20 protein-coding genes and 3 tRNA genes are annotated in these 19,792 nt (G+C 67.8%); 9 read left to right on the plus strand and 14 right to left on the minus strand.

The window, feature by feature from the left end; all coding sequences use genetic code 11:
• The first annotated feature begins 943 nt into the window (after positions 1 to 943).
• Positions 944 to 1,684 carry a transposase gene (locus HMPREF3165_RS13835; RefSeq protein WP_070512258.1) on the plus strand — a complete coding sequence of 247 codons (741 nt, stop codon included), beginning with the start codon at positions 944 to 946 and terminating at the stop codon, positions 1,682 to 1,684.
• A gap of 43 nt (positions 1,685 to 1,727) precedes the next feature.
• Here HMPREF3165_RS13835 and purE read toward each other — a convergent pair whose 3' ends face one another.
• Both purE and HMPREF3165_RS07970 read right to left on the minus strand, forming a co-directional pair.
• Positions 1,728 to 2,279, minus strand: coding sequence for a 5-(carboxyamino)imidazole ribonucleotide mutase (gene purE, locus HMPREF3165_RS07965; protein WP_009747952.1), 552 nt, complete (start codon positions 2,277 to 2,279; stop codon positions 1,728 to 1,730).
• 51 nt (positions 2,280 to 2,330) lie between these two features.
• Complete coding sequence (locus HMPREF3165_RS07970; protein ID WP_070512261.1) at positions 2,331 to 3,626, minus strand: 5-(carboxyamino)imidazole ribonucleotide synthase; 1,296 nt, start codon at positions 3,624 to 3,626, stop codon at positions 2,331 to 2,333.
• A gap of 66 nt (positions 3,627 to 3,692) precedes the next feature.
• On the opposite strand from HMPREF3165_RS07970, the gene HMPREF3165_RS07975 reads away from it, so the two are divergent.
• The 3 genes from HMPREF3165_RS07975 to HMPREF3165_RS07985 all read left to right on the plus strand — a co-directional run bounded on the left by HMPREF3165_RS07975 (position 3,693) and on the right by HMPREF3165_RS07985 (position 6,390).
• Positions 3,693 to 4,964 carry a hypothetical protein gene (locus tag HMPREF3165_RS07975; RefSeq protein ID WP_083303252.1) on the plus strand — a complete coding sequence of 424 codons (1,272 nt, stop codon included), beginning with the start codon at positions 3,693 to 3,695 and terminating at the stop codon, positions 4,962 to 4,964.
• Positions 4,965 to 5,004: 40 nt separating this feature from the next.
• Positions 5,005 to 5,565, plus strand: a complete 561-nt coding sequence (locus HMPREF3165_RS07980; protein ID WP_070512264.1) for a GtrA family protein — start codon at positions 5,005 to 5,007, stop codon at positions 5,563 to 5,565.
• A gap of 111 nt (positions 5,566 to 5,676) precedes the next feature.
• Positions 5,677 to 6,390, plus strand: coding sequence for a VTT domain-containing protein (locus tag HMPREF3165_RS07985; protein ID WP_070512266.1), 714 nt, complete (start codon positions 5,677 to 5,679; stop codon positions 6,388 to 6,390).
• A gap of 51 nt (positions 6,391 to 6,441) precedes the next feature.
• Here the strand turns inward: HMPREF3165_RS07985 and HMPREF3165_RS07990 are convergent, their stop codons facing one another.
• From HMPREF3165_RS07990 to HMPREF3165_RS08005, 4 genes are all read right to left on the minus strand, one after another.
• Positions 6,442 to 7,518: a sensor histidine kinase gene (locus HMPREF3165_RS07990; RefSeq protein WP_070512269.1), complete on the minus strand. Its 1,077-nt coding sequence runs from the start codon at positions 7,516 to 7,518 to the stop codon at positions 6,442 to 6,444.
• A gap of 86 nt (positions 7,519 to 7,604) precedes the next feature.
• Entirely contained in the window at positions 7,605 to 8,276 is a 672-nt protein-coding gene (locus HMPREF3165_RS07995) for a response regulator transcription factor (RefSeq protein WP_009406998.1), read from the minus strand.
• A 217-nt stretch (positions 8,277 to 8,493) separates the two neighbouring features.
• A complete protein-coding gene (locus tag HMPREF3165_RS08000; protein ID WP_070512272.1) occupies positions 8,494 to 9,642 on the minus strand; it encodes an adenylate/guanylate cyclase domain-containing protein in 1,149 nt (382 codons plus the stop codon).
• 89 nt (positions 9,643 to 9,731) lie between these two features.
• Entirely contained in the window at positions 9,732 to 10,649 is a 918-nt protein-coding gene (locus tag HMPREF3165_RS08005) for a biotin--[acetyl-CoA-carboxylase] ligase (protein ID WP_070512274.1), read from the minus strand.
• Between the two features lie 34 nt (positions 10,650 to 10,683).
• Here HMPREF3165_RS08005 and HMPREF3165_RS08010 point away from each other — a divergent pair, with 34 nt between their 5' ends.
• Complete coding sequence (locus HMPREF3165_RS08010; protein WP_070512277.1) at positions 10,684 to 11,349, plus strand: Maf family protein; 666 nt, start codon at positions 10,684 to 10,686, stop codon at positions 11,347 to 11,349.
• Between the two features lie 13 nt (positions 11,350 to 11,362).
• Here the strand turns inward: HMPREF3165_RS08010 and HMPREF3165_RS08015 are convergent, their stop codons facing one another.
• From HMPREF3165_RS08015 to HMPREF3165_RS08040, 6 genes are all read right to left on the minus strand, one after another.
• Positions 11,363 to 12,034: a MarR family winged helix-turn-helix transcriptional regulator gene (locus HMPREF3165_RS08015; RefSeq protein WP_083303253.1), complete on the minus strand. Its 672-nt coding sequence runs from the start codon at positions 12,032 to 12,034 to the stop codon at positions 11,363 to 11,365.
• Positions 12,035 to 12,540: 506 nt separating this feature from the next.
• Positions 12,541 to 13,347: a MaoC/PaaZ C-terminal domain-containing protein gene (locus HMPREF3165_RS08020; RefSeq protein ID WP_070512298.1), complete on the minus strand. Its 807-nt coding sequence runs from the start codon at positions 13,345 to 13,347 to the stop codon at positions 12,541 to 12,543.
• 103 nt (positions 13,348 to 13,450) lie between these two features.
• The gene (rpmG, locus tag HMPREF3165_RS08025) at positions 13,451 to 13,621 is read right to left on the minus strand and encodes a 50S ribosomal protein L33 (RefSeq protein ID WP_003779904.1); all 171 of its coding nucleotides are present in this window, start codon (positions 13,619 to 13,621) and stop codon (positions 13,451 to 13,453) included.
• A gap of 60 nt (positions 13,622 to 13,681) precedes the next feature.
• Positions 13,682 to 13,755 (minus strand) — tRNA-Met (locus HMPREF3165_RS08030).
• A 38-nt stretch (positions 13,756 to 13,793) separates the two neighbouring features.
• Positions 13,794 to 13,866: transfer RNA gene (locus HMPREF3165_RS08035), tRNA-Thr, on the minus strand.
• Positions 13,867 to 13,976: 110 nt separating this feature from the next.
• A tRNA-Tyr gene (locus HMPREF3165_RS08040) sits at positions 13,977 to 14,058 on the minus strand.
• Positions 14,059 to 14,217: 159 nt separating this feature from the next.
• Between HMPREF3165_RS08040 and HMPREF3165_RS08045 the strand changes: the two genes are divergently transcribed.
• From HMPREF3165_RS08045 to HMPREF3165_RS08060, 4 genes are all read left to right on the plus strand, one after another.
• A complete protein-coding gene (locus HMPREF3165_RS08045) occupies positions 14,218 to 14,715 on the plus strand; it encodes a YajQ family cyclic di-GMP-binding protein (RefSeq protein ID WP_003787109.1) in 498 nt (165 codons plus the stop codon).
• Between the two features lie 15 nt (positions 14,716 to 14,730).
• Positions 14,731 to 15,771: a FecCD family ABC transporter permease gene (locus tag HMPREF3165_RS08050; protein ID WP_070512280.1), complete on the plus strand. Its 1,041-nt coding sequence runs from the start codon at positions 14,731 to 14,733 to the stop codon at positions 15,769 to 15,771.
• A complete protein-coding gene (locus HMPREF3165_RS08055) occupies positions 15,768 to 16,613 on the plus strand; it encodes an ABC transporter ATP-binding protein (RefSeq protein ID WP_083303255.1) in 846 nt (281 codons plus the stop codon). The genes HMPREF3165_RS08050 and HMPREF3165_RS08055 overlap by 4 nt, the downstream gene beginning before the upstream one ends.
• 110 nt (positions 16,614 to 16,723) lie before the next feature.
• Positions 16,724 to 17,845, plus strand: coding sequence for an ABC transporter substrate-binding protein (locus tag HMPREF3165_RS08060; protein ID WP_176747030.1), 1,122 nt, complete (start codon positions 16,724 to 16,726; stop codon positions 17,843 to 17,845).
• Between the two features lie 22 nt (positions 17,846 to 17,867).
• On the opposite strand, the gene HMPREF3165_RS08065 is transcribed toward HMPREF3165_RS08060, so the two are convergent.
• Together HMPREF3165_RS08065 and HMPREF3165_RS08070 are read right to left on the minus strand one after the other, a co-directional pair.
• Entirely contained in the window at positions 17,868 to 18,512 is a 645-nt protein-coding gene (locus tag HMPREF3165_RS08065; RefSeq protein ID WP_070512283.1) for a response regulator, read from the minus strand.
• Positions 18,500 to 19,756: a sensor histidine kinase gene (locus HMPREF3165_RS08070; RefSeq protein ID WP_070512286.1), complete on the minus strand. Its 1,257-nt coding sequence runs from the start codon at positions 19,754 to 19,756 to the stop codon at positions 18,500 to 18,502. The genes HMPREF3165_RS08065 and HMPREF3165_RS08070 overlap by 13 nt, the downstream gene beginning before the upstream one ends.
• Positions 19,757 to 19,792 lie beyond the last annotated feature (36 nt).

The following is a 19,792-nucleotide window of genomic DNA, read 5'->3' on the forward strand; positions in this document are numbered from 1 at the left end:
CGCTTGACACACCACATAGGGGCACCCCCCCCGGAGGGCGACCTTACGTTTCCTGCCTGACCTCCTCGGGCCCCCGCACGGAGGCCTGAAGGACATGGTTCGACGCCGACTCCGCCCCACCCCCCACCCCGAGTCGCCTACTCCACGACGGCCGGGATCTACTGGCCGGGGGTTGTGCGTACTGCACGAAGGCCCCACCTACCTGGAGTACACCCAACCCTCCTCCAGTAGCACCCAGCCTTCGTGCATTGCGTCCAGACGATGCCGGGAGCCATCCGAACGACTGCGAGCAGCCCGGTCAGTCCCCTACCGGCGAGGCAAGCAACGGCAATCAGGACCGACCCACTCGCCCCACCGGTGCCTTGAGATGTCATGACATCCGAAACTCCCAGAAGTCATGAGACAACACAGATCGGTGCGCCCCTTGCCCACCCCCCTCGCACCTCGTAAACCCGTGTAGACTGACCCCACAACACCCCCAGGCCTCTCGCTCGTCAGAGCACGCCCAAATCGGGGGTTTTTACATGCCAACCCCCTGCAATGAGAGGACAAACCGGCTCTTCGCGTTTGGGGGTGTGGTAGGTGAAGCCTATTGAAGTGTATAGGTGGGGCGGGCGCGTCGTTACGCCGGGTAGGGGTCGAGGTCCCTCGATGATGGGAGCTGCTACACACGCCACCTGAGAGACCTCGACGTGCCTGAGACTACCTTCACCGGCCCTGATCTTATGTCACCGTCATCATCGACCTGACCCCCGTACGCGACCGCAGTGGTCCGGCCCGGCTTGTGGACGTGGTCCCAGGCCGGTCCAAGAAGCCCCTACAAGACCTGGCTCTCCCAGCGCGACCAGGAATGGCGTGGGCGGGTCGAGGTGGTAGCCACGGGGCGGTTTCACCGGGTCCCAAGAGCGCCGCCGGCGAGGAGCTCCCACAGGCCCGGACGGCGATGGACCCCTTTCACCTCGTGTCCCTGGCTGCCAGCAAGCTCGACCAGTGCCGCCGGCGCATCCAACGAGCGATCACAGGCCGGCGGGGCCGAGCGGGTGACCGGCTCTACCGGGCCCGGCGCACCCTGCACACCGGGGCCGGCCTACTCACCGACGCCCAGACCGAGCGTCTCGAGACCCTCTTCGCTGATGATCGCCACGCCGCGGTCCAGGCCTCCTGGGGCGTCTACCAGCACCTCATCCAGGCCTACCGCACCGAGGAGGCGGGCCTGGGAAAGTACCTGACGCAACAGCTCATCGACTCCCTGAAGCAGGCCATCCCAGAAGGGCTTGAGGAGATCCACACCCTGGCCAGAACCCCGATCAGCCGCAGCCAGGACGTCCTGGCCTACTTCGCCCACCCCGCACCTCCAACGACCCCACGCCAGGCCATCAACGGACGCCTGGAGCACCTACGCGGCATCGCCCTGGGATTTGCGCAACCTGGCCAGCTACACCATCCGCAGCCTCATCCACACCAGACGCCTCAAAGACCACCCGGCAGCAACCACCTAAACCAGCCGACAAGCCCCACCTACCACACCCTCAAACACGAAGAGCCATCAATCTGTCATGATTCAGGTCTGAGGCTGCACTCTCTTTTAGGCGAATATCAACGCATCCCACTGAATGCCCTGGGAATGAAAGCCGACTGGGACGCCGATGAGTTCTGGCAAGAGGCCTTCAAGGCCGGCTCCTGACACAGCCAGCGACCTTCGCGCTCGTCCCGCAAACGGTTGATCGTCAATCCTGCAGCCGCTCGCGCAGGGCGGCGCCCTTGGCGTGGGCGACCTCGCTGAGGTCTGCCTGGAAGGCCCGCATGGCGGCGCCCAGGCGGGCGGCCTCCGGCCCCTGGCCGGAGGCGAGGATACGCACCGCAAGCAACCCGGCATTGCGGGCCCCGCCGATGGAGACGGTGGCCACCGGAACCCCGGCGGGCATCTGCACGATAGACAGCAGGGAGTCCATGCCGTCGAGGTACTTCAGCGGCACCGGCACCCCGATCACCGGCAGCTCGGTGACGGCCGCCAGCATTCCGGGAAGGTGGGCCGCTCCCCCGGCGCCGGCGATGATGACGCGCAGCCCCCGCTCAGCAGCGGCGCGCCCGTAGTCGATCATTTCGGTGGGCATGCGGTGGGCGGAGACGACGTCGGCCTCATAGGCCACCTTGAACTCGTCGAGGACCTCGGCGGCGGCTCCCATGACCGGCCAGTCCGAGTCCGACCCCATGACGATGCCGACCACCGGCCGCCCCGCGTCCTGCGTGCCCGTCGTCGTTGCGCTGAGCTCACTCATGAAATGTCCTCCCTGTCGTGTCCTGCGTGCTGTGGTCTGGATGCGTCCGGCTCAGGCGTCCCCGCGCAGGATGGCGACGGCCCCGCGCGCCTGCTCGACGACGTCGGCGACCTCCTGGTCCGGACCGACCGTCATGGTGACGTGCCCGAGCTTGCGGCCCGCTCGCCACTGCTTGCCGTAGAGGTGAACGCGGGCCTCAGGATGAGCGGCCATGGCCCGGGCCAGGGCGTCGGGTCCCGGCTCGCGCCGGCCGCCGATGAGGTTGACCATGACGGTGGTGGGCGCCGTGGCCTCCGTAGCGCCCAGCGGCAGGTCGAGAACCGCCCGCAGGTGCTGGGCGAACTGGCTGGTGACGGCCCCGTCCTGGGTCCAGTGACCGGAGTTGTGGGGGCGCATCGCCAGCTCGTTGACGTACAGGCGCGTGGGCTCCCCGAAGGTCTCCACGGCGAAGAGCTCGACGGCGAGCACCCCGGTCACCCCGGCGCGCTCGGCGACCGTGCGGCCGATGAGCTCGGCCTCCTCGACGGCGGTCGAGTCGAGACCTGGTGCCGGCGCCAGGACCTCAGCGCACATGCCGTCCTCCTGGACCGTCTGGGCCACCGGCCACACCGCCACCTGCCCGCTGGGGGTGCGGGCCAGCAGGACCGCGAGCTCACGGGTGAAGGGAATCGCCTGCTCCACCAGGAGACTGGTCACCGCCGCACCTCCGAGGCTGCCTCCCCCGCCGGCCCCGCGGCCGTCGCCCTGGCCCGCTCGGGCGCGCGCCACCGAGGCGACCCACTCGGCCGCCTCGCCCTGGCGCAGGGACTCGGCGCTGCGCACCAGCAGCACCCCGTGGCCGTCATAGCCTCCACGCGGCGTCTTGAGGACCACTGGCCAGCCGTGCTCGGCGGCGAAGGCCTCAATGGCGTCGACCATCTGCTCGGCGCTCTCCTGCTGCGGCCCGCCGATCTCCGCCCAGGCGGGCTGCGGGAGCCCGGCCCCGCTCATCATCCTCCGCATGGCGAGCTTGTCGCGGGCCAGGGTCAGGGCCTGCGGGGTGGGCTGGACACTGACCCCCTCGGCCTGGAGCCTCTCCAGGAGGGCCGAGTCCTGGTGCTCGTGCTCGAAGGTGAGGACCGAGGCCGGCCCACCTGCGGGCCCGTCACTACCGTCCCCGGTGACGACGGCGCGTACGGCAGCCTCGTCGTCGGCGGCTCCGACGGGGGCGTCCGGGGTCACCTGTCCGGTGGACCCGTCCGCGGCCTCCACCAGCGCCCTGAGGTGAATCCCCAGAGCACTGGCCTCCTCCTGCATCATGCGGGCCAGCTGCCCGCCTCCGATCACGGCGACGATGGGTGCGCTCACGCCCCAAGGCTACCCGCATGTCGCTCATCCTCACCGCGCACGGGTCCAGACCGTAGGGTGGGGGCCGTGACCCCACCCGTCTCAGAGTCCTCCGTGTCCTCCAGCGCCCGGCATGCCCCGCCCTCGTCTTCGACGCACGGCGCCGCCTCGGGGCCGCACCACTGGCTCCAGGTCCTGGCGGTCTGGGCCGCGGCGAGCGCCGTGTCCCTCCTCATCCTGCGGCTGGGCGCCCAGGACACGCCCGCCACCCCGTGGGCCGGGGCCGCACCGTCCTGGGAGGAGCACCTGCGCTTCTGGGACTCGGGCTGGTACAACCGGATCGTCGAGGAGGGCTACCCGGAGCGGCTACCCGTGGGCGGCGACGGACGGGTGGCCCAGAACACCTGGGCGTTCATGCCGCTGCTGAGCGCCGCGGCCTCCCTACTGGGCTGGACCGGCTGGTCCTTCTACGTGCGCGCCGCCCTCGTATCGGTCCTGGCCTCGGCGGCGGCAGCGGTCGTCATGGACCGCTGGCTCTCACCGGTGGCGGGCAGGCGGGCCTCCCTGTGGGCGGTGGCCCTGGTCTGGTCCTCGCCGTGCGCCGCGGTCCTCCAGGTCCCCTACGCCGAGTCCCTGGGGCTGGTGCTGGTGGGTCTGACGCTGTGGCTGGCGAGCCGCGGGCGGTCACTGACGGCGATTCCCCTGGCGCTGGCGGCCTGCTTCGCCCGCCCCATCGGTGTCCCGCTGGGGGCGGCGCTGGGGCTGTGGTGGGCCTGGGAGGTGGCCTGCGCCCGCGGCTGGGTCCCGCCCACCTGGTTCGCGCGTCTGGTGCCCGGCCACGTCCCGCAGGCGCCAGGCGCACGCCTGCGACTGTTGGTGCTGGCCCTGCTCACCTGCTCGGCGGCCCTGAGCTGGCCGGTCATCGCCTGGCTGGTCACGGGCCGACAGGACGCCTACACCGCCACCGAGACCTCCTGGCGTGGGGCGGACCTGGCGCCCGTCGTGCAGTGGGCGATCCGCCTGGGCGACTGGGTGGGCCCGCACCTGGGTCCGGCCCTGCTGGCCGTTGTGCTGGTCGCGGTGGGCCTGCTGCTGAGCGCCCCGAGCCTGCGGGCCCTGGGGCCCGCGGTCTGGTTCTGGTGCCTGGGTTACCTGCTCTACCTCCTGGTCTTCTTCGATCCGACGACGTCGGTGCTGCGTCTCCTGCTACCCCTGGCCCCGGCAGGCTGGGCGCTGGCCGCGGCGGCCGGTACCACCCGCCGGCGGCTGGCCCTGCTGGCGGCGGGCATCGCCGGCCAGCTGCTGTGGGTCTCGTGGGTGTGGGACCTGGGCAGCGTCAGTGTTCACTGGGTGCCGTGAGCGGCCCCGGCTTGCGTGACCTGACTGTGATCGACATAGGATGCCCGCCATGACGCGCTCCTCCGGCAACTCCTTGACCCAGAGGCTCATCGCCCTCGTCAAGGAGTTCATGCAGTTCGGCATGGTGGGCGCCGCGGCCTACGTGATCGACGTCGGCCTGTTCAACCTGCTCCAGCACGGCCCCACCGGTGTCCTCTCCGGTCACCCCAACTCCGCCCAGCTGCTGGCCTCCTCGACCGCGACCGTCTTCTCGTGGATCGCGAACCGCTACTGGACCTACCGGGGTCGCACCCGGAAGAACGTCGCCCGCGAGGCCACACTGTTCGTCCTGGCCAACCTGGGCGGCATCGCCATCACACAGTTCTGCCTGCTGTTCACCCACCACGTCCTGGGGCTGACCTCCCCGCTGGCGGACAACGTCGCCGCCTACGTCGTCGGTTTCGGCCTGGGGACAGCATTCCGCTTCGTCTTCTACCACTACATCGTCTTCACCGGGCACAAGGACCACTCCCCCGACGACGACACCGACAGCACCGACACCCAGGGGCAGGCAGGCGGCGAGGCCGCGTCTTCGGCCGTTCCCGTCTCAGCTCGCCCCTGAGGCCCAACAAGACCGGCCCGGTTGGCAGCGGCCTGAGGGGTGCCCGATGCCACAACCCCGAGGGGATCACTCTCACGGCATGGCCGCCGGGGCAGCGTTTAGCCTTGCACGGTGACTGCCCTGAACGCCTTCGCACCGGCGCTGAACCTGCCCACAGCCCTCCCCTTAGTCCACGCGCCGATGCTCGGCCCCGAGTGGCTCGACGCCGCCAACCTCATCACGACCATCGTCAAGTGGTTCGGCCCCTGGGCCATCCTCGGCGTCATGCTCGTCATCTTCGCCGAGACCGGCCTGCTCATCGGCTTCTTCCTGCCGGGCGACTCCTTGCTCTTCACGCTGGGGATGTTCGTGGGCACCGGCGCCATCGGCGTACACATCTGGGTGGCGGCCCCCCTCGTATGGCTCGCCGCCGTCGCCGGCAACCAGACCGGCTACCTCATCGGCCGCAAGGCGGGGCCGGCGATCTTCAACAAGCCCGACTCCCGTCTGTTCAAGCAGGAGTACGTGGAGCGCACCTCGGACTTCTTCGAGCGCCACGGCGGCAAGGCCGTCACCCTGGCCCAGTTCGTGCCGATCGTGCGCACCTTCACGCCCGTCATCGCCGGCGTCGGCAAGATGCGCTACCGCCACTTCATCACCTTCAACATCCTGGGCGCCACCTTCTGGGCCTTCGGCATCACCTGGCTGGGCTACTTCCTGGGATCCTTCGAGTGGATCCGGGAGAACATCGACACGATGATCCTTGTCATCGTCTTCATCTCGGTGGCGCCGATGCTCGCCTCCGCCATCTCAAAGGTCATCAAGTCCCGCCGCCAGAAGTCCTGACGCCCGCCTCTCAGCCCTCACCTCTCCGTCGCGCGAGGGTTCAGCGGCGACTCAGAACCGACGACGCCGGCCCACCGAGACCAGCGCGCCCTGCGGCAGGACGTTGTTGGGGTCCAGGGACTTGGGGACGGCGTTGAGCAGGATGGAGAAGACGGCCGGGCTGCGCTGCGACAGCTCGATGCGGCCGCCGTCGGCCTCGACGAGGTCCTTGGCCAGGGCCAGCCCGACGCCGGTGGAGCCGTAGCCGGAGACGTGCCGCTCGAAGACGTGCGGTGCGATGTCCTCAGCCACGCCCTCGCCCTCGTCGGCGATGTCGATGAAGACCGCGTGACCGCCGTTGGCCCCGCGCACACTCACCGAGGTCGTCCCGGCCCCGTAGCGCAGGGAGTTCTCGATGACGGTGGCCAGCACTTGGGCCAGGGACCCGGGCGTGGCCAGGACCGGGTGGCTGATCTCGTCGGAGAAGGTGATGGTGCGCCCTGCCTGCTCGAAGGCCGGCTCCCACTCCTCGCGCTGCTGAGCGAAGATGTCCTTGAGGTGAAGCGCCTCCGTGGTCCCGCCCCCGGAGCGGCGCGAGACCTTGAGCAGGTCCTCGACGACTCCGGTGAGCCTCTCGACCTGCTCCAGGCAGGCGTGGGCCTCGGCACGCACCTCCTCCTCGCCGGCGAGCAGCTCGATCTCCTCCAGGCGCAGCGACAGGCTGGTCAGCGGTGTGCGCAGCTGGTGGGAGGCATCGGAGGCGAACTGCCGCTCAGCGGCGATGCGTCCGGCCACGCGCTCGGCCGAACGCACCAGCTCGGCCTGGACCAGGTCGATCTCCTCGATCCCCGAGGAGCGCAGCCTCGGGCGGACCTGGCCGCTGCCGAGCTGCTCGGCCTCGGCGGCCAGGTAGATGAGCGGGGCCGAGATGCGCCTGGACACCCGGGAGGCCACCACGGAGGCCGCCGTGAGCGCGGTACCGGTGAGCACCAGAACCGTGAGGATGACCGTGCCGATGATGACAACCCGGTCGCCGCTTCCGGCGGAGCGCAACGCGCTGGCGATCCAGGCGCCCCCCAGCGGCAGTCCCAACAGGAGGACGGCCACCGACACCGCCGACATCGTCATCGTCATGGCGTAACGACGCATGGCAAGCCCTCCTTCAGCCCCGATCAGTTCATCGAGGCGCCTTGGGAACCCAGCACTCCTCTCGGGAAGCCCTCCCGGTCAGCGACTCAGCCGGCGGTCAGGAGGTAACCGTCCTCCTGAGCCAGCAGAAGCGCAGGCCGCTCCTCATCGTCACCGAGCTTGCGACGCAGCCAGGTCACGTGCATCTGGAGGGTCTGGGGACTCCCGGTGGGGTCCTCACCCCAGACCTCCTTGAGGATGTCCTCACCGGAGGCGACCTTGCCGCCGGCACGCACCAGGACCCGGAGCAGCTCGAACTCCCGGGTCGTCAGCTGCAGCTCGCGCGAGCCGACGAAGGCCCGGTGAGCGGCGACGTCGACCCGGATCTCCCCGACGCTCAGCTCGTCCTCAGTGGCCTCCCCCGAGGCGCGGCGGACCTGTGCCCGCACGCGAGCCAGCAGCTCGGCCAGGCGGAAGGGCTTGGTGACGTAGTCATCAGCCCCGGCGTCCAGACCGACGACGAGGTCGGAGTCCTCACTGCGGGCGGTGAGCATGAGGATCGGGATCGTCAGACCCTGGGCCCGCACCTGACGGGCCACGTCCAGGCCGTCGATGTCCGGCAGTCCCAGGTCCAGGACGATGATATCGGCGGCCGAGACCTCCTCGAGGGCGCCTTTACCGGTGCCGTGGGTCAGGACCTCATAGCCCTCGCGTCCGAAGGCGCGGGCGAGGGGCTCGGAGATGGCAGGATCGTCTTCGACGAGCAGAACAGTTGTCACATCCGCGATGTTAGGTGACGACGCACCCCTCCGCCATCGTCCCAGAGGTGGAGAAGATATCAAGACGTGACCACCTCCGAGGCATTGGCTCCCCGAACCTCTGACAGCCAGACCACGTTTCGGCGAGGATACCGCGGAAAACCCCAGGATCGAGCAGCCCCTTCACGAGCCGAAGGGACAGAAAATCACGAGATGGTAACGGAACGAGGGGTTCGACTCAGGGGCGGGTCGGCGAGGTCCGCTCCAGCGACCAGGGCACGATCTGCCCCAGCCCCTTGGCCACGACCTCATGGCACTGCCCCACCCGGTACCGCCCCGCTTCGGGCGAGCGGAGAATGGCCATGGCGGTGGACTCGTCCAGGCGGATGCCGCCGGGCTCGGCCGCGTCCACGAGCCGGGAGGCCAGGTTGACGGTGGGACCGAAGACGTCCCCGGAGCGGGAGATGACCCGCCCCTCGACGAGGCTGGCCCGCACCCGGATCGCATCCGGCCCCTTCTGGAGCTCTTCGACTAAGGCGGTGACGACGTCGGCGGCGATCAGCAGGTCGTCGGAGATGTACATGACGGCATCCCCGATCGTCTTGACCACCCGCGCGCCCCGCGAGGTGATGACGTCCCGGGCCGTGTTCTCGAAGTCCTCGAGCATGTGGGTCAGGGCGGCCTTGCTCATGCCCTGAGCGCGCTGGGTGAAGGAGACGATATCGACGAAGCCCAGGGAGCGGATAAGCGGGTAGAGATCGGGGCCGGTGTCCTCCCTGCCCCGGGTCGACACCTCCGCATCGGTGCGCCCCAGGATGGAGGCCATGTGACGGCGCCACACGTAGGTCAGCTGGCGCGACAGGAGCTCCACGAGGCCGTCGATGCGATCGAGGGCCACCAGCCGTGCGGCGGTGTCATCCAGCCCGAGACGCTCACTGAGGTCCGTGACGAAAGTCTCCAGCTCCCACAGGACCAGGCGGTCCATGGTGTAGGACTGGGCCCTGAGGAGCTCGAGCACGCTGGCCGAGGCCAGGGAGGAGTCGCTGGTCTCATCCAGCAGCGCCACGGTGTCTTGAAGTGCGGCAACATCCTGGTCAGTGAAGCGGACCTCATCAGGTTGGACATCGGCGAAGCCCATGGCGCGCCAGAACTTCTGCGCCACCTCCATGCTGGTTCCAGCTCGCTGAGCCAGCTCGGTCAGGGTGAGGCTGGGGGGCGCCCCCAGCAGCAGGCTCTCGTGTCCCACCAGGGTGGTTCTCTCCGCGGGGTCCACCTCAGCAGCGGCCTCACCCTCGACACGATGCGCGCCCTGGTGAGCCATCTGCTGGGAGACACCCCCGCGGGAGTCCGGTGCGAGCTCCTCGCTCGCTTGGCTGTCCAATGTCACCCTGCCACAGTAGCGCAGATCACACGCTTATGCCCATTGGGCGACAGACCGCATTCACCAGCAACGAGTTCATGATTCTCACGACCCTCTCAGCCCTCCATTCGCACGAGGGTCACATCGCCGGCGCGAACCTCTGTGTCACCGGCCTGGGTGCGCAGCACGAGAGCGGGGGTGACGTCGACAGCCAGCCCACCGAGCTCACCGTCAGGAGCCTGGACACTGACCTGCTTCCCCAGGGTGGTCAGCGCCTCGCGCAGCCGGCGCCCGAGCGCGCCGCCTGATGCGTCGACATTCCCGCCGACCTCCTCCCACTGTCCGACAAGCCGGGCCAGGTGGTGGCCGATCGCCGTCAGAACGATCTCCACGGCGTCTTCCGGATCGGGTCCGCTCCCCGTACCGACCGCGCCCAGCGTGCGCAGGGAGCCGGCCCAGGGCACCGGCAGCTCCTCAGCCGCCTGCCCGATGTTGACGCCGACTCCGAGGATGACCATGGGCGCCTCATCACGGTCGGCTGGAACCATGTCTGGAGCGAGGACGCGGGCGGCACCCCCTGCGGCGGCTTCCGGCATGACGAGCTCACTGAGGACGCCGGCGATCTTGCGTGTGCCGGCCCAGCCGGGCACTGCGGGCACGGCCGCCGGGTCATCGGGCAGGGCGACGACGTCGTTGGGCCATTTGGTCCCCACGCGCCAGGGCAGGTCCTCGACGAGGGGGGTCAGAGCGTCCCGGACGGCCAGGCCGCCCAGCAGCGGCAGCCAGCCCAGGCACTGGGCGGGGACGAGGGGCCTGAGCACCACGGAGACCAGGAGGGCCCCTCCGTCGTCGGGGGTGACCCAGGCGCGCCCGGACCTCCCTCTGCCGGCGGTCTGAGCGAGTGCTCGCAGTGCCGACAGGTGCGGCCAGGATGCCCGCTCAGGTCCCGTGAGGGCTGCGCGCAGGTCGTCCTGGGTGGATCCGGTGACGGGAACGGTGTCGAGACGCGAGAAGGGGCTTCCGCCTGAGATCATGATCCGAGACTACCGGCCCGTATAGTCTGGCGACGTGATTCTCCTGGCTTCGAAGTCATCCGGCCGACTGGCCACCCTGCGAGCCGCAGGGGTCGAGCCGTTGGTGCGGGTCTCCGACGTCGACGAGGAGGCCGTGCTCGACGAGCTGATCCGACGGCGCCGCGAGGCCGGGCTAGCGGCCCCGACCGCCGCCGAGCAGGTCCAGGCCCTGGCTCGGGCCAAGGCCCTCGACGTCATGGCGTCCACCGACCCGCAGGAGGCCGAGGTGGTCGTGGGCTGCGACTCCATGCTGGAGATCTCCGGCCAGGTCGTCGGAAAGCCCATCGACGCCGCCGATGCCCGTGAGCGCTGGCGGATGATGAGCGGGAGCACCGGCACCCTGCACACGGGGCACTTCCTGGTGCGCACCGCCGACGGCGCCATCGCCGAGGGGGTCAGCTCGGCCACCATCCGCTTCGGCTCCCCGTCCCCGGCTGAGATCGAGGCCTACATCGCCACCGGGGAACCGCTGTGGTGCGCCGGAGCCTTCACCATTGACGGCCTGGGCGGTGCCTTCATCGAGGGGATTGACGGCGACCCTCACGGAGTCGTCGGCATCTCCCTGCCGTTGCTGCGCCGCCTTCTGGCGGACCTGGACGTGGTCTGGACAGACTTGTGGGCGCCGCCACCGATGACGAAACCGGCTGACGACGCCCACTGATCGCGCAGGAGTCTCAGGAGGCCGAGGCCGCCGAGAGCCCACAGGAGGAGTCCGGGGCCTGGGCGATGACCCTCATGAGCTCAGCCAAGGCGACCTGCTGCTCACGGCTGAGACGGTCGACGACATGGCGGCGTACGCCGTCGAGGTGTACCGGAGCCGCCTCTCGCAGGAAGCTGAGACCCCGCGGCGTCAGCGTGCAGTTGACGCCGCGACGGTCGGAGTCACAGGAACTGCGCTCGACGTACCCCACGTTCTCCAGGCGTCGGACCGTGTGGGTCAGCCGTGAGCGGGAGTGCGAGACGTGCTCGGCGAGAGTGGACATGCGCAGAGTCTGCTCAGGAGCCTCGGACAGGCGCACCAGGATCTCGTACTCGTGCATGGAGATGCCGCACCCGGCCTCGAGCTCACGATTGAGACGGGCGGTGACGGAGGTGGAGGCCGCCAGGAAGGAGCGCCAGGCATCCATCTCGATCTCATCGAGCCGACGGAAGCCCTTCTGCTCCAAGGAGTCGCTCTGGCCGCAGCCGCCGGCCGGCTCCAGACCGTCCTCGGGAGATCCCGCAGCCCCGGCCAGTTCTTGGCCGTAGGTGGCCTCAACGGCTTCCTGATCGCTCTGAGTCCACGTCATCTCGACATCCTCGACGCAGGCCGTCGGTTCCGCCATCGTCCGCTCTGCGGTAATCACCTTTATCGACTCCTCTCAGCACCGACCTGTGGCAGGTCGCGAACCCTCGAGCACGAACTTGTTGATCGACTTTGGCTTTCATACAAGCGCGGCTCCACTTCTTTTTTATCACACTCGGTCGGAGACTCAGTACTCCACCACAGTGACCCACAACATCAGGCAACCTTGGAAACACAGGCAACCCCTCCACTTTTCGTTGATACTGAGCGGATCTCGGAGATCCACTTCTGTGCAGGAAAACAATTCAGGCACTGACTTCATGTCACCTGACATGCATCAGTTTGACATCACAAAGACCCACCTTTGTTACGCTATCATCCCCATCTACCGATGATTGGCTGGGGGTCTATAATTTATTTTCACGTCTTCGCGTCACTTCCTTCAAGGCGGTAATGAATCTCCGTCAGAATTCCCTCCAGTAAGCGATCACTATTCCTTCATGTACCGATAGGGAGACTGCCTGGATTCCGCACCATCTCCGGGTGGCGTTGACGGGATGGATGGAATCACTGGCGGCGCAGGACGGGACGCCGGCCCTGAGTGATGTCTCCGCTGACAGGATCGACGGCGAGCATCGCCCACGACTCCTCCGCGCCGCACTCGGAGGCCGGAACATCAGCAGAACCAATGAATACGAGGCCGACCTGCCGTGAAGGCGAAGGCTGGACCAGGGCGAGACTGATCGCTCCGAGGAGCAAGCCGTGAGCGACGACCTCGCCGGAACCGACCGAAAGACCCGCCTCAGCCGCCCTTCCGGGAAGGAGATGGATGGGGTTCCGGTCTCCGCTGGCCTGTGCCCAGGAGACCACATCGGAGTCAGCGAGCCGGTAGAACACGCAGCCCGACGGTGTATCAAATCCGGCCCCCGGGGCCGTGAGTGTCCCGTTTTCGACGGCATCTGCCCCGGACGGCGACGTCCGGCGGGCGAGCTCATGGGTCACCCACCAGTACCGCCCCTCCACCGGCACCTCGACCGTCGCCCGGATGAGCTCCCACCCGGCGCGCTCGACCTGCTGGATCGAGACTCCATCGGCCGCGGCCGGCTCCGGGGCGACGCCGCCACCCGTGGGGCTCGCACTCATCCGGCAACGGCGGTGCACCAGGCCCTCCCAGGCGGCCTCTCCCCGGCAGTCCCGCAGCCGGCTGTGGATCCGGTGCAGGGCCTGCACAGCGGGGAGGATCGCCGTCGCTCCCCGCCGGGCCTGGCGGTGAGCCTCGCGGTCGGACAGTTCGGAGGAGCCGGTTGCGAGCACCCCGCTCAGGACTGCTGCGAGCCGCTCGACGGCGTCGTCACAGGAGCTGAGACCGTTCACCCTCACGATGCTAGGCACCCGACCCGAGGAGACGACGGAGCCCCGCCGACGTCATGTCGACGGGGCTCGCTATCCGGCCGAGACCGGGATCGCTGTGCGATGCTCAGCGGGTCTCGCGGTGCTCGGTGTGCTTGCCGCAGCGAGCACAGAACTTGGCGATGCTGAGACGGTCGGGGGTGTTCCGACGGTTCTTCTTGGTGATGTAGTTGCGCTCCTTGCACTCCGAGCAGGCCAGAGTGATCTTGGGGCGAACGTCGGCGGACTTGCTGGCCACGTTTGTCTCCTCGTGTCGATCCTCGAGCATGCGACGGAACGCTGTACTCGAAAGCTTGCGTAGCGGGGGAGGGACTCGAACCCTCGACCTCACGATTATGAGTCGTGCGCTCTAACCAGCTGAGCTACCTCGCCATAGGAACACAATGGGGGCCATTGGCCCCCGCTGTGAGAGCCCCGAAAGGGAATCGAACCCTTGACCTTCTCCTTACCATGGAGACGCTCTGCCGACTGAGCTATCGGGGCAACGAGCCGAATCCTAGGCAGATTCGAATCGCTCTGGCAATTCGTTCCGCCGTGGCTTCGCTCACTGCGGTCCTCACCGGATGGCGAGGTGCGATCACGAGTGATCGCCGTGGCGGGTGAGGGATTCGAACCCCCGTAGCATTACGCGGCTGATTTACAGTCAGCTCCCATTGGCCGCTCGGGCAACCCGCCTTGGCTCCGCGCTCCGACCTCTCGGTCATCGCTTGGCGCCGTGGAAGAATAGCAAGGCAGCGGCGCGAAACGCCAATCGCCCCCGTAGGACCCTCCTCACAGAACAACCCACCTAGACTCGGGGCGACTGAAGTCCCCACCCCGGAAAGGACTGCCGCCATGGCCAACGACTCCTCCTTCGACGTCGTCTCCCGCCTCGACCGCCAGGAGGTGGACAACGCCGTCAACCAGTGCGCCAAGGAGATCTCCCAGCGCTACGACTTCCGCGGCGTTGACGCCTCCGTGAGCCTGTCGGGCGACACCATCACGCTGGAGGCCAACACGGCCGAGCGGGTCCTGGCGATCCTGGACGTCCTGGAGTCCAAGCTCTTCCGCCGCGGCGTCTCCCTCAAGGCCCTGGATCTGGGGGACAAGGAGCCGCGTCCCTCGGGCAAGATCTACCGTCTGGCCTGCCCGCTGCGTGAGGGACTCACCCAGGAGGTGGCCAAGAAGATCACCAAGGCGATCCGTGACGAGGGCCCCAAGAGTGTCAAGGCCACGATCCAGGGCGATGAGGTGCGCGTGACCTCCAAGTCCCGCGACGACCTCCAGACGGTGATCGCCCTGCTGAAGAACCTCGACGTCGACGCCGCCCTCCAGTTCGTCAACTACCGCTGAATCGGGTATGCGCCTGTGCGCCCACCCACGACCAGCGGTCACCCTCTCAAGCACCTGACGCTCACCGTCGTCGCTCTCACCCTGCTCATCGTCATCGCGGTAGGAGCCATGGCGGTAGGCCGGGCAATGCTCTCGCCCGACACCGTCATCGATGCCCTGTGGCAGCTGGCCACCGGCGACGGCGACACGCCCCTTGTCTCGCGCAACATCGTCCTCAACGTCCGCCTGCCCCGTGTCGTGGCCGCCGCCATGATCGGGGGTGCTCTCGCGATCTCCGGGTCCGCCTACCAAGGACTGTTCCGCAACCCCATGGTCTCTCCTGACATCCTGGGGGCGAGCACCGGCGCTTCCTTCGGCGCAGCCCTCGCACTGCTGCTCTCCCTGGGGAACATGCCGGTTCGAGCAGCGGCCTTCGCCGGTGGACTCGCGGCGGTCTTCATCACCTACGCGGCGGCCCGATACATCGGACGTGGAAGCAGCCAGGTTCTGCTGCTGGTCCTGTGCGGCATGATCGTCTCGGCCCTCTTCCAGGCCTTCGTCTCGGCGATCAAGTACACGGCGGATCCCGACTCCAAGCTCCCGGAGATCACCTATTGGCTCATGGGCTCCATTGCCAAGGTGACATGGAGCGACTTGAGGCTCTTCGCCATCCCCTTCGTCCTGGGAGTCGTCCCGCTCCTGGCCCTGAGGTGGCGCTTCAACATCCTGGCCTTCGGCGATGAGGAGGCGGAGTCGCTGGGGGTCAACGCCGCCGCGCTGCGTCTGGTCAGCATCGTGTGTGCGACTCTGCTGACCGCTTCCTGCGTGGCGATCTCGGGCGTCATCGGCTGGGTCGGCCTCATCATGCCGCACGTGGTGCGCTTCATCGCGGGCCCGGACAACCGGATCGTCGTCCCCCTGTCGGTCATCCTGGGCGGAGCCTTCCTCATCGCGGTCGACACGGCCTGTCGTTCACTGATGCCCTCTGAGATCCCACTGGGAATCCTCACCAGCATCATCGGGGCCCCGCTGTTCTTCCTCATCCTTCTGCGCACCCAGCAAGGAGGCCGACAGTGAGCCGTCCCGAGGACCGGGCACGGGACACGGGAGACCCCGCACTCTCAGAGCATCCCACCATCACAGCGAGCAACCTGTCCTGCGGCTACCGCCGCCAGGCCATCCTGTCCGGAGTCGACCTGGAGGTCAGTACTGGCGAGGTGCTCTGCCTCCTGGGTCCCAATGGCGTTGGGAAGACGACGCTCTTCCGGACCCTGCTAGGCATCCTGTCACCTGTGTCGGGGCGGGTGGAGATCGGGGGTCGTGAGCGCTCCTCGCTCTCCCGTCGTCAGATGGCCCGCTACATCGCCTACGTCCCCCAGCTGCACGAGCCGCCGTTCGCCTTCTCAGTGTTCGATGTCGCCCTGACGGGCTGCGTCTCACGTCTGGGCCTGCTCGACTCCCCCTCCCGTGAGGACCGCGAGCGCACCGAGGAGGTGTTGACGCGACTGGGAATCGCCCACCTGTCCGCGCGCCTCCTCACCGAGCTCTCCGGGGGCGAGCAGCAGATGACCCTCATTGCCCGGGCGCTGGTGCAGGACGGGAGGATCCTGGTGATGGATGAGCCGGCCGCCGCCCTCGATCTGCATAATCAGGCGACGATCCTCCGTTGCATACGGGATCTGGCTGACGAGAATCACGGGGTCATCATGACCTCGCACAGCCCGGATCATGCCTTTCTGGTAGCGACTCGGGCGGTCCTCATCACCCGGGACCGGGAGATTCTCTCCGGTCCGGTCAACGAGGTGCTCACCGAGGAGAATCTCCAGGCCGCTTACGGCACGCGAGTGCAGGTCCTGGAGACCACGAGTCCCGACGGCGAGATCGTCCGTACCTGCATCCCGACACTCGAACTCACCTGAGACCTCGCGTCGCCGCCGACCACGAATCTCATACTTCATATTCTACCCTTATAGAAGATTGGTGAATAACTCCATCAATCACCGCAGCCTTCCACTTCTTAGGAGCATTCATGACTTCGCTGCGTTCATCATCCACCCCCTCAACCGTCTTCTCGTCACCATCCCGCCGAGACCTGCTCAAGCTCGCCGGCGCCGGGGCCGGGAGCGCCGTCGGGCTGAGCCTGCTGGCGGCCTGCGGCTCCAAGTCCTCCAAGGCGGGCGGCAGCGCCTCACCCTCAGGCGGCACGCAGACCATCACTGATATGGCCGGCAAGCAGGTCGAGGTGCCCACGAATCCGACCGCCTACGCGGACGGCTGGTACGCCCACAACGAGGTGACGATCATGCTCACCGGAGCCAAGGGGCTCGTCGCCACGCACTGTGATCCCAAGAAGTTCCCCTGGATGTACAAGGTCTGCCCGAACATGTCGAAGGCGACCTCGACTTTCGGGGACGACTTCAACTTCGAGGACCTGGCAGCACTGAATCCCCAAGTCATCTTCGACTCCAAGGAGACGCTGCGGGACAAGGCCAAAGAGGTCGGCATCCCAGTCGTTAACTGCAACTTCCAGACCTATGAGGAGATGAAGAAGTCCATCGCCATGACAGCGAAGGTCTTCGGTGGGGACGCCCCCAGGATCGCCGAGAAGTACAACACCGAACTGGACCAGGCGGTCAAGGACGTCAAGGCGAAGACCGACGGCCTGAGCGATGAGCAGCGCCCCACGGTGATGCACGGCAACAGCGTCTACACCCTCAACCTCGACGGTACCGGCACCATCATCGACGAGTGGATCAAGACGGCTGGTGCGCGGAACGCCGTCGACACCTCGACGAAGGGCAACGCCCAGGCCCAGTTCACGATGGAGCAGATACTCACCTGGAATCCCGATGTCATCATCACGGGAAAGGCCGGAGAGGCTGAGAAGATCCTCAATGACCCCAACTGGGCGAGCATCAAAGCCGTTCAGAATCAGAAGGTCTACGTCAACCCCAAGGGTGTCTTCGGCTGGGACCGTTACGGTGTTGAGGAGCTTCTTCAGGTGCAGTGGGTCTCTGCCCTCCTCCACCCGGAGCTCTTCCCCGACCTCAAGATCGAGGAGAAGGTGAAGACCTTCTACAAGACCTATCTCAACTACAACCTCACCGACGACGAGGTGAAGCTCATCATGGCGGGCAAGGATCCCCAGTAACGTCCCGAGCCCTCGCCTGCGGCTATGCCGACAGCAGCGTCAGGACGGCCTTGACGCGGCGGTGGACGGCGGCGTCGGGCAGCAGGCCGAGCTTGGCGAAGATCCGCTGGGTGTGCTTCTCCACGGCCCCCTCGGTGACCACCATGATCGTGGCGATGCCGGCGTTGGTGTGGCCCTCGGCCATGAGGGCCAGGACCTCCCGCTCGCGGGGCGTGAGCTCGGTGAGCGGGTCATCGCGCCGACCTCGCTGGAGGACCTGGGAGACGACGTCGGGGTCCAGGACGAGCTCGCCGCGCGCCACCCGCTCGACCGCACCGAGGAAGGCGTCGATGTCGCCGACCCGATCCTTGAGGAGGTAGCCCAGGGCGCCGCCGCCGTCGGCCAGGAGCTCGGGCAGGTAGCCTGCGACGACGTACTGGCTCAGCAGCAGGATGGGTGCACCCGGCCACTGGGCGCGGATGCGGGTGGTGGCCCGCAGTCCCTCGTCGGTGTGGGAGGGCGGCATGCGGATGTCGGCGACGACGACGTCGGGCCGCAGCCGCAGGGCCTCGCTCACGAGGGCCTCACCGTCCCCCACTCCCCCGACGACCTCGTGGCCGCCGTCGGCCAGGATGAGTGCCAGTCCCTCGCGCAGGAGGACGGAGTCATCAGCGATCAGAACGCGCACGGGATTCTCGCCTCCAGTGTGGTCGGTCCGCCGGTCGGGGACGTGATGAAGAGCCTACCGTCGACCCCGTTGAGGCGCTCGACCAGGCCGGCCAGGCCATGTCCTTTGGCGGTCGAGGCCCCTCCGATGCCGTTGTCACTGATCCTCACGAGCAGGGCGCCGTCAACGATACGGGCATCGACGCCGGCGGCCGTGGCCCCGGAGTGCTTGTTGAGGTTGGCCAGCGCCTCACTGACCACGAAGTAGGCGGCCTGGGAGACGTGGTCGGGCAGGTCGGGCAGTTCGGTGCTCACGGTGACGGGGACGGAGGAGCGGGTGGCGGCCTCGGTGATGGCGGCCGCCAGGCCACGGTCGATGAGGACCGGTGGGGCGATACCGCGGGAGAGCTGGCGCAGCTCGTCGAGAGTCTGCTGGGTCTGATCCATGGCGCCCCGGATGATCGCGGAGGCTGCCACCGGGTCCTTCTCGGCCTGGCGCTGGGCCCGGGCCAGGTCCATGCGCAGGCGTACGAGGCGCTGTTGGGGGCCGTCGTGGATGTCGCGCTCCAGGCGGCGGCGGGTGTCGGCCTCGGCCCGTTGGACGGCGGCACGGGAGGTTTGCAGGCGGCTGACCTCACTGCGCCAGGAGAGCATGCCGCGGATGAGTCCTGTCTGCATGGCGGCCAGGCCCCGTAGGACGAAGGGGGCGGTCAGGGAGAAGATGATGCCGCAGGCGAGATCGATGACGACATCCCAGAGCAGGGGCGGGTACAGGCCCAGAAGATCGGACAGACCCTGGCGTTGGTCTCCAAGGATTGATTCGGTAATGACATCGGCGATAGGGGCGAGGAAGCCACCCACAGCCAGGGCCAGCCACACGACGGTGAGGATCCAGGTGATGAGGGACACCGGGAAGTAGACGATGACCCACAGCAGGTCCACCCAGCGCTGGGGGTCGCGCAGGCGTCGCAAGAGCCGACGGCGCGCGGAAGCCTCCGGAACAGGAGACAGATAGCCGCCCGGCCTAGGCTCACGCTCGTCCAGGCGCGCCACGCCGAGGCGGGCCAGGTTGGCGAAGCCTCCGGCGATGCTCAGTGCCAGGACCAGGAGGAGGAGACCGACCCCGATGATGACGGTACCGGTGCCGGCAACCGTCAGCGGAAGCACGAGGTTGAAGGCGAGCAGGCTCAGTGGCCCGCTGAGGAGGAGGAAGGCGGCGTCCCTGCCGAGCTGGCGGTAGCGCGCGGCCCATGCTGATCGGTTCATGACTCATATCCTCCTCAGGGCCGGAATCACGCCCAA

Origin of the sequence: Actinomyces sp. HMSC08A09 (assembly GCF_001807465.1) — a bacterium.
GTDB classification, from domain to species: Bacteria; Actinomycetota; Actinomycetes; order Actinomycetales; family Actinomycetaceae; genus Actinomyces; species Actinomyces oris.